The sequence below is a fragment of the Vibrio sp. 10N.286.45.E10 genome (genome assembly GCF_002874195.2).
In the GTDB taxonomy this organism is placed as follows: domain Bacteria; phylum Pseudomonadota; class Gammaproteobacteria; order Enterobacterales; family Vibrionaceae; genus Vibrio; species Vibrio crassostreae.
The window spans coordinates 2,030,599-2,044,200 of sequence record NZ_MCWD02000001.1; the positions used below are offsets into that span (position 1 = coordinate 2,030,599).

Consider the following 13,602-nt stretch of genomic DNA (forward strand, 5'->3'; position numbering starts at 1 on the left):
AGCTAAACACCAGAAGCCGGTAAAAACGAAAAAGGAGCATCATGCTCCTTTTTTAGTCTCTGTATCTCTACCTGTATATTTAGCGATTAACCGCTTTAGAGATCAGTCATCAACTGCTGATATTCAGTATAAGTCGATAGTAGAAGTTCCTGCATATCTTGAAAATCAATATCTGTCACAGGCAATGCTTGCTTCACTTTTGCGTCTAAGCTAATAGCAAAACTACACAAAGAATCGGCACCAAAACTCGCAGCACTGCTCTTCAACGCATGGCTGATATCGGCCAAATACTTAGACGTATCGGTATCTTTGTTTAGCTCTAAGTGCTCGTGGTATCCCTTCAATTCACCTAAAAATATTTCCAGTAATACTGGGACATTCTCTTGCCCTATTTCGCCGGCAAGTTCATCAACTTTTTGCTGATTTAATACTTTCGTCATTATTATTTTCTTATTGTTTGGTGATTACTGCTTCGCATTCCACGTTTGCAACTTACGGTATATGGTCGAAGGACTCACATCTAAGAAGCCTGCTGCTCGGGGGATATTGCCATCACACGCTTTAATGGCCTGTTCGATGGCCGTTTTCTCAGTGATCCACAATGGGAAAATATCTTTTACCGTGATGTCTTCATTCTGCTTTTCTTTCAATCGCAGGCTGTTTTCAATCGGTTGGTTCAATGGGGGCGGAAGCATGTTTAGAGTAATCTCTTTACCGTTATTCAAAACCACCACGTTTCGCAACACGTTTTGTAGCTGACGAACGTTACCCGGCCACTCATATTGATTAAAGCGATCAAGTACTTCTTGAGCAAAACGTACAAACGCCTTCCCCTCCTCGACCGACATATAGCCTAGTAACGAGTACGCAATCTCGATGACATCTTCACCACGCTCGCGCAGTGGCGGCAAGTGCAGCGGAATCACGTATAAACGATAGTATAAATCTTCTCTAAAGCGACCTTCTTGTACTTCTTTCCAAGGGTCACGGTTGGTCGCACACACAAAACGAACGTCCACACTCTTCATCTTCGAAGAGCCGACTTTTTGAAAAGTACCGGTTTGAATAAAACGCAGAAGCTTGGTTTGCAGTTCAAGGTCCATCTCACACAACTCATCGAGGAACAGTGTTCCACCGTCAGCCAATTCAGCAGCACCTTGGCGATCCGTTGCCGCGCCAGTAAAGGCACCTTTTACGTGGCCAAACAGCTCACTTTCAATCAAGTCTTTAGGAATTGCCGCACAGTTGATGGCGATGAAAGGCTTATCACCACGCTTACTCGCCGCGTGAATCGCTTCTGCACATACCTCTTTACCCGTACCACTTTCACCGGTAATGAAAATACTCGCTTTACTCGATGCGGCGGAATCGATAGTTCGGTAAACCTGCTGCATAGTTTGGCTACTGCCAATAAAACCTTGATAGTTCTGGTTTCCCGGATGTTCCGAACTGTTCTTAAGCTTGGTAGCCTTACGGATTGCGTTGTTCACCGTAATACGAAGTCGGTCGGCTTCACATGGCTTGATAAGGAAATCTTGAGAACCATGACGCATTGCTTCTACGGCGGTATCGATAGAGCCGTGCGCTGTCATGAAGATAACGGGCACTTCAGGGTACTTTTGTTTTACAGCAAAGAGCACATCCATACCCGTCATATCAGGCAGACGTAGATCTAATAAAATAAGGTCAGGGATTCGATGATTCAAACTCTCAATTGCATCGCGGCCAGTGCCGACAATGTTGATATCAATTTCGAGCGGTGTAAGATACGAGCGATATAACGCTGCGACTGAAGCCGTATCCTCCACCATCAACAAATACTTTGATTTGTTATCTAACGTTTTTGATTGCATATCCTAGCCATTTATAATTTGCATTTCTTATTATAGTCGCATTCCGCTTTGCATTATGCAAATTAGCCACAATATTTGTGATGTATTTTTTTACTTACTTCAAACAATCAATGTTTTATCTATCTGGCACGAACGATGCAGTAATATAAATGACCTTCGGGTCACCTAGCCAACTGACGTTGTTAGTGAACCGAGTGTTCACAAACGTAAGCCAGTAGAACAATTACTACTGGCTGTTTTTTTGTCTGAACCACTCTCAATTCTTATCTTGAGGGTATGAACTTCTTGAGTAAGAAGTGAGACTAGCTGTTGGTAATGAATTGCTTTCTCATCTGTTCAATCTCATCACGCTTTTGCGCCGCCAACTCAAACTCCAGATTCTGAGCATGCTGATACATCGCAGCTTCTAGCTTACTGATCTCTTTATCAAGCTGCTGTGGCGTAAGCACTGCATAACTTTCAGATGGCTCAGCCACCTTAGATAGTGGAACTTGCTTAGATTGACGCTGCTGTTTCGACTTGGTGATGTCACCCAGCTCCATAATATCTTTGATATTACGTTTCAGCGCTTGTGGTGTAATACCTTGCTCTTCGTTGTAGGCCTGTTGTTTCTCACGACGACGATCGGTTTCATCAATCGCTTTTCTCATCGACTTAGTAATCGAGTCACCATATAAGATCGCCTTACCTTCGAGGTTACGCGCGGCACGACCAATGGTTTGGATCAGAGAACGCTCAGAACGCAAGAAGCCCTCTTTGTCTGCATCAAGAATCGCCACCAACGATACTTCCGGCATATCCAAACCTTCACGAAGTAAGTTAATACCCACTAACACGTCAAACTCGCCCAAACGTAAGTCTCGGATGATCTCGACACGCTCAACGGTATCGATATCAGAGTGCAAGTAACGCACTTTAACGCCATGCTCACTTAAGTATTCGGTTAAGTCTTCCGCCATTCTCTTAGTTAATGTTGTGACCAACACGCGCTCTTCTTTCACTGAACGGATTCTGATTTCAGACAACAAGTCATCCACCTGAGTCGCGACCGGTCTTACTTCAATGATCGGGTCTAACAGGCCAGTAGGACGCACCACTTGATCAGCAATCTCGCCATCTGATTTTTCAATCTCGTAATTACCCGGCGTTGCCGACACAAAAATCGTTTGTGGAGCTATAGACTCAAATTCTTCAAACTTCATTGGACGGTTATCCAATGCAGAAGGCAATCTAAAGCCAAACTCGACCAAGGTTTCTTTACGAGAACGGTCACCTTTATACATCGCACCAATTTGCGGCACAGTCACGTGTGACTCATCGATGATCAGCAAACCATCATCAGGCAGGTAATCAAATAACGTTGGAGGCGCTTCCCCTTCCGCACGGCCGCTCAAGTATCGTGAATAGTTTTCGATACCGGAACAGAAGCCAAGCTCAGTCATCATTTCAATATCAAATTGAGTTCTTTGAGAAATACGCTGCTCTTCGAGAAGCTTATTGTTGTCTTTTAAGTATTGAGCACGATCTCGCAATTCATCCTTGATGTTCTCAATCGCCTCGAGAATTTTTTCTCTTGGGGTTACATAGTGAGTTTTTGGATAAACGGTAAAGCGCGGTAAGTCTCTTTGCTTAATCGCACCAGTCAGTGGTTCAAAGATACTAATGCAATCGACTTCGTCATCGAACATCTCAATTCGAACCGCATCTTGGTCAGATTCAGCCGGGAAGATATCGATCACTTCACCACGGACTCGAAACTGACCACGTTCAAAAGCGACGTCGTTTCTTGAATATTGCAGTTCAGCCAAACGGCGCAAAATATCACGCTGATCCATCACCTCACCACGACTCAAGTGAAGCATCATCTTCAAATACGACTTAGGGTCACCAAGACCGTATATCGCCGACACAGAAGCCACAATGATGGCGTCTTTTCGTTCTAGTAAGGCTTTGGTTGCCGAGAGCCTCATCTGTTCAATATGAGCGTTCACAGACGCATCTTTCTCGATGAACGTGTCCGTGGTTGGAACGTAGGCTTCAGGTTGGTAATAATCATAGTAAGAAACGAAATACTCAACGGCATTGTTTGGAAAGAAAGATTTCATCTCACCGTAAAGTTGAGCCGCCAATGTCTTGTTAGGCGCTAATAGGATCGCAGGTCTTTGAGATTGGGAAATGACGTTGGCAAGGGTAAAGGTTTTACCAGAGCCCGTTACCCCTAATAGAGTTTGATGTGCCAAACCAGAATCTAGTCCATCTAATAATTTGGTTATCGCCGTCGGCTGGTCACCGGACGGGCTGTAGTCCGATACCAAGTCAAAGAGTTTGCTCATAGGTCGCCATTTCCATACTGTTTTTTTAATCAGGTCATTGTCACTCTAGGTGGAGTGTCGTTGCAACTATTATCTAGAGAAATGCATCTTAAGATCAGATATCAGTTATAGCTTTTATTTTTAGAACTTGGTATTATACGTGCCCCTGCAAGATCTCTTCAGCTAAATTACTCGATTTTTAATCCACTACTTTTCCCCAAAAAATCTAAAAATACCGCTTGTTTTACTGTTCGGTTTATAATCTACAAAAGTTATACAATCGCGATATTTTGATATAAATCTTTTAAATACATTGAGTTAGATAAGATTTTTACATTTTTCGATTTATCCCAATGATTGTTGTTAAAGTTTCACACACACACTTATCCACAATTTTGGTGGATAACTAAAGCAAAGCTAAATCCAATAAGGTGTTCAAGAAAGTAAAGTTTTTTATCTTACTTTTTTCTGATATTTTTTATTGACAGAAATTCGGACAATTATTAGAATTCGCGTCGCTAACAAGCAATTCCCCTTTAGTTCAGTTGGTAGAACGGCGGACTGTTAATCCGTATGTCGCAAGTTCAAGTCTTGCAAGGGGAGCCAAATTCAGAAAAAAGCCCAATCTTTCGATTGGGCTTTTTTCGTATGTAACTGCGACTAACTTGTTCCAAGTTAATGTCACAAACTTAGCCGCTCACGTTCATCGTTGATCAAAAAAGCCACGAACTAATCCGTGGCTCACTTAACTTTTGAGACTACAAACTACCCGAGAAGTAATGGGTATCTCGTAGAATCCATTTATATTGCATTATAGGTGACGAGCGATCGTGTCCGTCAAAACCGCAGCTACCTTATCATCGCCAGCTTGATCGCCTTTACTGTAGGTATTGATCTGACGCTTCGATGAATCGTGGATATTAGTGATGGCTACCACTTCTCTCTCAATACCAAATCCAACCAACTTAATCATCAATTCTTTATTTTTGAATGAGTCGCCAACGATCACGATAGAGTTAAAATCTTTCAGTAGCTCTTTAGTCAGATCTTCAACTTGAACATCATTACTATTAATAAAAAAGATATCCGCAGATTTCGCAGAGCTTCGCTCTCCAGCAGACTTCAGTTGGATTTGCTGCATCTCATTGAACACACCATTATCTTGCGTTCCAATGGTAGATAGGCTCGCAGCATTAGAAGCCAAAGACAATAGCAGTGTACTAGCAAAAACAGTACTTTTAACAAAATTCATTCTCTTTACCCTCTAATAACTAAAGAATTGTTTCTTTCATGATGCGGAACGTTTGACCTTTATCGTCAATATCGCAATCGGTATCGATCGTAATGCCGTAGTTAGAATCTCTTTGGTATAAAGTTGACTCATTCTCATTAATTGACCAACTACTGCCATACATATTGAGATAGGCGCGCGAAACCGTCACCGCATTGCCGAATACCAGTTTTTGGTCAACACAAGTATTCCAATCAGCAGTGTAGTTTTCTTGCCACGTCTCATAGCTCTTTAGGTCGTAAACTCGGTACAGGTCTTCACCCCAAATTTCAGCAGCGTTCTTTACATGCCAAAATTCTGCAGATGGAGCATCTCTGTAATACCCAGCTTCTCCCACAGCTTTTGTATTAATAGTCTGGACAAGCGAGTGGCCGATATCATTGCCTTCATCAACCGAGGTGTAATTCAACATATTGTGTGTCTGACTCGATTCTTTAGTTTGGCTAAAACCAAACCCAACACCCAGACCAGCAGACGGACCATCTGATTTGCTCGCTTCAAAAGAGCCAGTAATATCGAAACTAAAAGACGTACTCTCAGCTAACGAAATCTCTTTGTTCAAATTACTCGAACTTGGAAAGCTTTGCTGGTTCACAAACAGATTTCCATGTCGTCTTTGAGGGAGACAGTAATCGTTGTTTTTATCGTTTTCACACTCTTCAGACAAGTACTTCCAAGTCAGCCTTGATTGCTCTTTCGCATTATTAGGAGCCTCATCAACGGCTTTCTTGTGAGCCCAATTGTAGGCATTGTCACCTGACATGAAATTAAATTGAGAATTACCATGGAAGATCTGACCTAAGTATCCTTCTGGGTAATAAAAGTGTGGCGCAACTTTCTCATCTTCCCACTCGAAAAAATAGCCTCCGTCGGCAAGGGTTTGACGCGTGACATTCATGCTACCGTCAACCGCCATAATATAGTTAGTCTTATTTGACTGAGAAAACATCAACAAATCGATGGTACGTGCGACATCAACCTGTTCATGAATTTTGTACTTCTCCTTACCATAGCTATAAGCACCATTCTGAGAAGTGATAATAAATTGCTCTTCAATTTGACCATCTTCTATTCTGGCATGCTGACAGAGGTTCGCAATTTTTCCAGGTAAACCCTGCTGCTCTAGGTGATTGTTAATGTATTCTACTTTGGCATTAAAGATATCACAGGCTGTCGCAGGATCATCGTACGCAACATACTCATCAGCCCCTTTGAAGTAGGCATCATCAATCCCAGGGATAGGAGATGCATTAACATAGCCAGATAACATAGAGACTGTTATCAAGCTTAAACTGAAGTGTTTTAATTTCATCACTCGTTCCTTTTAACTGCATTTGCACCAATATCGATGCCTTTTAAAATTAGCGAGTAAAAAAAATATATTCACAATAAAGTTGTAATAAAAAAATCTATTTATCGTTGAATATACCTGAAAATACCAAATTGGACATTTTATATATCGCAGGAGAAGTTAAGACCGTTCATTTTAGATTCTTCGTCCTTAAACCTCCGATAACAATGGGAAATAAGCCGACCTTGTTCTACACGATACGAGAGGCCTGAATGTCCTATGTTAATTCTCTTCCGCCATATTAGTAGGTCTTCAAGTGAATCTACCTTCTCTATTTGAATTTGTATTTTTTCAAAGTATCCATCAAAGTTCATAATTCAACATCTTACCAAAGCCAAAAACCATACCAACTAGTTTTTATAATTAAGGTACTTATAAAAACCAAATTTCAAAAATTCGGTTAGCCAATCACTAACCAACCGATAATTGAGAGAATTATTTTTTTATAATGTAAAAAGCCACACTAAAGTGGCTTTTTATTTAACGATGGTGACCTCTGGGCTGCATTGATGGCTAATCAACCCCACCGCTTACTATCACCAAACACACTCTAATGTTTCACTATTTACAATAAACCAAATGAGTCAAGTAGTACTGAAAATCAAGTAATTTCAAGAAAAATCAACATTTAGAATATGTTCATTTATAAGTTAGACTCAATTCCCAGTCAGAGAATTCAAAGTTATCCATCTCAATAATGAACAGCCCATTTTCGCTAACTGGCAGCTCCTTAGTCGCTTTGATGTACGTATTTATAGGCTCAAGATATTTGTCCGCTGATGTCCACAAATGATGCGCATGATCATAAATATATACGACATCACCATTCTGGATGCAGCTTTCGGATTCTGTTGGGCGGCTGATCTTCATGAAGTCAGAAGAGTCGTGATCTTCGGTATAATACGTATTACTACTATAGGTCCAGTAGTAATCTTTATAATCATCTTTCCTTGAGATCTGAACATAGTCATTGTCGTGAATACAAGTACCATTATATGGATGCCAGTTATCTAACTTAAACTTAGCGTTGGATTGCTCTCCATCGCGACCGTAGGTAAGCCAGCCATTAGGCACATTTGGATCCGCGTAAACATATTCACCAGTCGATCGATGCTTTAGCCTGATTGAGTTATATGGCTTATTGATTGGACGCACACTATGAATTGGCGTGCTTTCATCTGCATACTCAAACGCAGCGACAGGGAAATGGTCTGAATACTCATAAAAGTAATACGGCTCCTGTGTGCCAGGTAAAGCAACTCTATCCGATGCGATATCTAACACTTGGTTGTGCCAGTTCTTGGGTTGCTTGTGACTACGCTCGACCAGAACATAGTCAAGTAATTGCCCTTTTAGATCAGAATAGTTTGCGTGTGCTAAACCATTTACTGCAGGGTCCCATGAGTAAGGCGCACCGGCGTAATTGGTCGGCTCTGCTACATTTAAGGTCTCGAGCATTGAAGAAAACTCTTGTGACTCTTTTGCTACATTTAGATCACCAGCAATAAAAAACATTTCGTCAGCTGAGCGATTTGCCCCGAAAATATAATTCTCTATTTGTGCAAACTGGTCTTGTCTAACCACAGAGGGAGGAGTTTTGCAGGTATCATCATCAGCTTGAACGTGAGTGCCGATAATATTGTATCTCTCTCCACCTTTATTAATGACGGTATGTATAAAACCTTTTTGAGATGCCCAGTCTGCACCGCACCCATCTCTGAAGATCACTTGTGACTTGTACTCAATCGGATATTTACTGAATACAATCACGCCGCCATCATCAAGAGATGTCGATCGCCAACCTTCAGTGTGATCCCAGCCATTTTTTGTACGGCCTAAGACAGGAGTTAAATATCCAAACTTCTGAGCGAGTGCATCGATAAGTATTTGGCTCGCTTGGTTGTCGAACACTTCGTTAAATATAACCACGTCAGTATCATCAAAAACCGAAGAGTTCGCCAATAACTGTGCTCGTTTATTTGGATTAGTCCCACCAACGAAAACGCCGAGACGATGATCCAGCATATAAACGTTATAACTCATTATCTTGGGGGGTGAGCTGATCTCCTCAGCTAGCGAATTAAGACTGATCAGTATGAGCAAGACTGATATTAGATATTTAGTCATGGTTAGTGCATCTCCTATTAAACTGAGATGCATCCTCCCATAATGACACAATTGATAATAATGAAATAGACCTAAAAAAAATATCAAGCCATAGTTAAAATATTAATAGTCATCATAAAAACCTTCAATTGGTAAATCCTCAAATTTTACAGCAACCATTTTCTTTACAGGACTATTTGAAATGATAAGCATATATTGGTTCGGCAACTCTTCAACAACTTGAACCGATTTAAAAAACGATAGCTTTTTTCGCGCTTCAATATATTTATCATAAACGAGCATGTCGTCATCATGTTCAAAATCAATGTCTCCATGATCAACGCGTTCTTCATGCAAGCTTACATTAAATAGCCCATTACTCTTGCGAATAAATTTTCCTTTTGTGTAAATATCTAAGGTGTTATTGAGTCCAGCTCCTTTTATAATCGTAACCGCCTCAAAATTTTCATCACTGATCACGACGTCCATGTGCTCCGTGGCCATATAGTCACCATCTATTGTCATATAAAGGGTCGTAGAGTTGACCAAAACATTATTTTTCGAACGTAGACTATATGCAATGGAAACCAGCATTAAACAAAGACAACACAGAAGAAAGTAAACACTTTTATTTTTAGTGAACATAGCGACTAAGCTCCGCTTTAACCATACCAACCAGATCATCCGTTGATTGAGGAGATTCAAACAAAACCACTAAATTGACAGGCGGTGCCAGTGGCTTGAGTATTACAATAGATAAACTTTCTTGAGAATGAGCAAGGATCAATCGGCTTAACCTACCTTGTTTAACTTCTTGAGAAACCAAAAGCTTAACGCCTTTTGCAACCAATTTGGCCTCTTCTTCATTATCACAATAGACAGTTAAAGCTTCGCTAGAAAACATTTTAGTCAGTGGAAGCCAGCTCGTTAACTTAGGGGCTTTTGCAGTGAACACCAACGGAAACAATGCCGCAATCGCTATGAATAAGCAGCCTAGAACAATATAGATTTGATTACGTCCGAATGTAAGGCAAGATCATTATAAATTTGAACTTTTCCTAATTTAAGGGATCAGATCTGGTAACTATTATCCATTTAGAGTCTTTTCCATGTCTGATTCGTTTCTAGAGCATTTCGAAAACATCGTTGACCCTCGCATTGAACGATGTAAAAAACACCAACTCTTAGATATTCTTTTACTTGCTATTAGTGCGGTGATTTCTGGCGCGGAGGGCTGGGAGGACATCGAAGATTTCGGCCATAATCGTTTAGATTGGCTTCGTAAATACCGTCCATTCCTCAATGGCATCCCTCGTCACGATACAATTGCAAGAGTTATCACCAAACTCAGAGCAGATGAGATTGAGCAAGCGTTTCAGTCGTGGATGAAGACGCTAGTTCAAACGACAGGCACTGATATCATTGCCGTAGATGGCAAAACAGCACGCCACTCTTTCGATACTCGCGGAAGAAAAAATCCGCTTCATTCGGTGAGTGCGTGGAGTTGCTCCAACCAACTTGTTTTAGGTCAGGCCGCCGTTGACGATAAAAGCAATGAAATAACCGCTATTCCTAAATTGTTAACCTTACTTGATATAGAGAACTGCATCATCACACTCGATGCGATGGGTTGTCAGCGCAAGATTGCCAAACAAATAGTTCAAAGCAAAGCGGACTATGTCTTGGCCCTAAAAGGGAATCACTCAACGATGCAGGCAGAGCTAGAAGCTTGGTGGCATAAGGCGTGTCGAGAGCAATTCACCGAGAAGAACTATGCTCAACACACGGATGTAGACGCAGGACATGGTCGAATCGAGACGCGACACTGTGAGCACCTTGTGGTTGATAAAGAATGGCTGACTAAACAATATCAGTGGGAGGGACTTAGAAGCATTATTAAAATCACTTCTGAGGTCGAGCACTCCATAACAGGCAAGGTTAGCAAAGAGACTCGTTGGTATATCAGTTCACTGGAATTAGATGCAGAACAAGCACTTAAAGCTGTCCGTGGTCATTGGCAAGTAGAGAGTATGCACTGGATGTTAGACATGACCTTCAGAGAAGATGAATGCCGAATTAGAAAAGGAAATGGTGCGTTGGCTTTTAATGCGTTAAGGAAAATAGCCCTCAACTTGTTTAAGTTTGATACAACCCAAAAGATGAGTATGGCTCGAAAGAAAAAGAATGCAGCACTGAATGATGAATACCGCTCAGTGCTTTTAGAGTCTGCGGTTAAAATGCGCTAGCCTTACGTCCGAATGTGAATCGTGTGTTTTTTTCGGAACTCTCTTCAAAGCTCTCAGTCTTACAACTTGGGTCTCCAGCTAATAAGTTGTCTTGGTTATCTGATTTATCATCATCGTCTTCTAGCCACAACACCGCCTCACTTTCGAGTTTATAACCAACCTTAGCGACCGTTTTTAGATACTTTTGTTGCTTCCCATTATCCTCAAGCAAAGTACGTATCGCGCTGATCGATTGTGTCAGTGAGCCTTCAGAGACATGTTTTCCTGGCCAAGCTCTTTTCAACAAATCTTCTTTAGTATTAATTTTTCCAGCGTTTTCACACAACATTAGAATCACAAGATGATCGTGATAGCCGATGCGCTTTTCTTCATTTTTGAGTAAATCAGTCACTAACGGGTGGTCTAAGTGGATTAACCAATCATTTACTTTGTACATAAATTAGCCTTGAAAAATGAATAACCATAATATTTATACAAATATATTTTCCATGGATAAATATTGGGGTTATTTAAAATAATTTTTATATGTCACTTGATTCATTCAACCATTTACCACTAACCGAACGTTAACAGGATTAATTAAATGGTTATTTAAAAAGGCAAAATCAGTAACTTTTTTGTAAACGCAACTATATATAAAAAACACCGTCATGAAACAAAAAAAACTAAAATACAGATATTTAAAAATTGACAACTAATTCATAAAAAAATAACAGATAATTACATTGGATTATTAAGAAATATTTAAACTTAGTTCAAAAATTGACTAACAATGACAAGAAATGTCTTTTAATTTTTTTTCTTACTTATAAGCACATCCGGTTATCTACGTTCACTAAAGGTTTCACTTACAACAAATTAATGTTTACAGATTAAGTTTTTGCGCACGTTAGGCTCATTTTAGGCTGACTATATTGGCTATCACCACCATCTCTATCGTGAAACCGATTTCTTAAAAGCTGATGCGTATAAGTCCTAAATCAAAGTAAAACTCCTAGCTTTAAACAAGAAAGATTGACAACATACTCGTTAAAATTGTTAATTTCATGCTCAAGAAAACCATACCCAACAGCCGTTGTACTTCCATGCCGCGAGCGTTTGTCGTAGGTTTTAGCCCAACCGATTTGTTGCGATTACATCTGCTATCCTCTTATTAAGCGTATAAATTTCCATCAGACATACAAAACCACACCGTTCACTGGTTGTTATTAGGTGAGCAAAGCAGGATAATATCGGGATCGGAATCTCAAGAATTAATCCATTATGACCGAATACCTTTTGTTGTTGGTTGGCACAGTGCTAGTCAATAACTTTGTGCTAGTGAAGTTTTTAGGGCTATGTCCTTTCATGGGAGTCTCCAAGAAACTGGAGACTGCGATTGGCATGGGCCTCGCGACGACTTTCGTTCTGACGTTAGCGTCGGTATCTGCATACCTAGTAGAAACCTACATCCTTACCCCTCTGGGTATTGAATACCTGCGTACCATGAGCTTTATCTTGGTTATCGCGGTGGTTGTTCAATTTACGGAAATGGTCGTTCACAAAACTAGCCCGACTCTTTATCGCCTATTGGGTATCTTCCTGCCTCTTATCACCACCAACTGCGCGGTATTAGGTGTGGCACTTTTGAACATAAATGAAAACCATAACTTCATTCAGTCGATCATCTATGGTTTCGGCGCAGCGGTGGGTTTCTCTCTTGTTCTGATCCTGTTTGCTGCGATGCGTGAGCGTATTGCGGTTGCTGATGTTCCAATGCCATTCAAAGGCGCATCAATTGCGATGATCACAGCTGGCCTAATGTCTCTCGCATTTATGGGCTTTACTGGGTTGGTGAAATAAGCATGAGTACCATTTTAATTGCGATCATTGCGCTAGCCGTTTTAGCCGCTGTTTTTGGCGCTATTTTGGGCTTTGCTTCTATCCGATTTAAAGTAGAAGCTGATCCTATCGTTGATCAAATCGATACCATTTTACCGCAAACTCAATGTGGCCAATGTGGCTACCCGGGTTGTCGCCCATACGCAGAGGCGATCGCTAACGGAGACAAGATCAACAAATGTCCTCCAGGCGGCCAAGCAACTATTGAGAAGCTAGCAGACTTAATGGGCGTAGAAGTTGAAGACTCCGCTCATGACTTAGATAACAAAGTAAAAACCGTTGCTTTCATTCATGAAGATATGTGTATCGGCTGTACCAAGTGTATTCAAGCCTGTCCTGTTGACGCCATTGTTGGTGGCACCAAGGCACTACACACAGTTATCAAAGATGAATGTACAGGTTGTGATCTATGTGTCGCACCGTGCCCTACTGACTGTATCGAAATGATTCCAGTGGCAACAACGACTGAAAATTGGAAATGGCAGATGAACATCATTCCTGTTACAGATATCACTAACCAAGCAACTGATGCGACTGCGTCAGAGCCTAAGGCGTAGGGTTA

Annotated in this window: 12 protein-coding genes and 1 tRNA gene; 4 read left to right on the plus strand and 9 right to left on the minus strand. The window is 41.0% G+C overall.

All coding sequences use genetic code 11. The features are described from left to right. Positions 1–95 precede the first annotated feature (95 nt). The 3 genes from luxU to uvrB all read right to left on the minus strand — a co-directional run bounded on the left by luxU (position 96) and on the right by uvrB (position 4,186). A complete protein-coding gene (gene luxU, locus BCU34_RS08890) occupies positions 96–440 on the minus strand; it encodes a quorum-sensing phosphorelay protein LuxU (RefSeq protein WP_102433499.1) in 345 nt (114 codons plus the stop codon). Between the two features lie 24 nt (positions 441–464). Beyond that, complete coding sequence (gene luxO / locus BCU34_RS08895; protein ID WP_004734031.1) at positions 465–1,853, minus strand: quorum-sensing sigma-54 dependent transcriptional regulator LuxO; 1,389 nt, start codon at positions 1,851–1,853, stop codon at positions 465–467. 302 nt (positions 1,854–2,155) lie between these two features. Then, positions 2,156–4,186 carry an excinuclease ABC subunit UvrB gene (gene uvrB, locus BCU34_RS08900; RefSeq protein ID WP_102479573.1) on the minus strand — a complete coding sequence of 677 codons (2,031 nt, stop codon included), beginning with the start codon at positions 4,184–4,186 and terminating at the stop codon, positions 2,156–2,158. 509 nt (positions 4,187–4,695) lie between these two features. On the opposite strand from uvrB, the gene BCU34_RS08905 reads away from it, so the two are divergent. Beyond that, positions 4,696–4,771: transfer RNA gene (locus tag BCU34_RS08905), tRNA-Asn, on the plus strand. A 205-nt stretch (positions 4,772–4,976) separates the two neighbouring features. Here BCU34_RS08905 and BCU34_RS08910 read toward each other — a convergent pair. From BCU34_RS08910 to BCU34_RS08930, 5 genes are all read right to left on the minus strand, one after another. Next, the gene (locus BCU34_RS08910) at positions 4,977–5,417 is read right to left on the minus strand and encodes a hypothetical protein (protein ID WP_102286074.1); all 441 of its coding nucleotides are present in this window, start codon (positions 5,415–5,417) and stop codon (positions 4,977–4,979) included. 19 nt (positions 5,418–5,436) lie between these two features. After that, positions 5,437–6,768: an excinuclease ABC subunit B gene (locus tag BCU34_RS08915; RefSeq protein WP_102479572.1), complete on the minus strand. Its 1,332-nt coding sequence runs from the start codon at positions 6,766–6,768 to the stop codon at positions 5,437–5,439. A gap of 678 nt (positions 6,769–7,446) precedes the next feature. Next, the gene (gene sph, locus BCU34_RS08920; protein WP_240698029.1) at positions 7,447–8,934 is read right to left on the minus strand and encodes a sphingomyelin phosphodiesterase; all 1,488 of its coding nucleotides are present in this window, start codon (positions 8,932–8,934) and stop codon (positions 7,447–7,449) included. A 102-nt stretch (positions 8,935–9,036) separates the two neighbouring features. Continuing rightward, positions 9,037–9,438 carry a hypothetical protein gene (locus tag BCU34_RS08925; RefSeq protein WP_258187983.1) on the minus strand — a complete coding sequence of 134 codons (402 nt, stop codon included), beginning with the start codon at positions 9,436–9,438 and terminating at the stop codon, positions 9,037–9,039. 109 nt (positions 9,439–9,547) lie between these two features. Continuing rightward, positions 9,548–9,817 carry a hypothetical protein gene (locus tag BCU34_RS08930; protein WP_240698027.1) on the minus strand — a complete coding sequence of 90 codons (270 nt, stop codon included), beginning with the start codon at positions 9,815–9,817 and terminating at the stop codon, positions 9,548–9,550. A 205-nt stretch (positions 9,818–10,022) separates the two neighbouring features. On the opposite strand from BCU34_RS08930, the gene BCU34_RS08935 reads away from it, so the two are divergent. Next, positions 10,023–11,159 carry an ISAs1 family transposase gene (locus tag BCU34_RS08935; protein WP_108145141.1) on the plus strand — a complete coding sequence of 379 codons (1,137 nt, stop codon included), beginning with the start codon at positions 10,023–10,025 and terminating at the stop codon, positions 11,157–11,159. On the opposite strand, the gene BCU34_RS08940 is transcribed toward BCU34_RS08935, so the two are convergent. Beyond that, positions 11,146–11,595: a winged helix-turn-helix domain-containing protein gene (locus tag BCU34_RS08940; protein WP_240698060.1), complete on the minus strand. Its 450-nt coding sequence runs from the start codon at positions 11,593–11,595 to the stop codon at positions 11,146–11,148. The genes BCU34_RS08935 and BCU34_RS08940 overlap by 14 nt on opposite strands. Positions 11,596–12,422: 827 nt before the next feature. Here BCU34_RS08940 and rsxA point away from each other — a divergent pair. Then, a complete protein-coding gene (gene rsxA, locus BCU34_RS08945; protein ID WP_004734039.1) occupies positions 12,423–13,001 on the plus strand; it encodes an electron transport complex subunit RsxA in 579 nt (192 codons plus the stop codon). A 2-nt stretch (positions 13,002–13,003) separates the two neighbouring features. After that, positions 13,004–13,597 carry an electron transport complex subunit RsxB gene (gene rsxB, locus BCU34_RS08950; RefSeq protein ID WP_004734040.1) on the plus strand — a complete coding sequence of 198 codons (594 nt, stop codon included), beginning with the start codon at positions 13,004–13,006 and terminating at the stop codon, positions 13,595–13,597. The last annotated feature ends 5 nt before the right edge of the window (positions 13,598–13,602 follow it).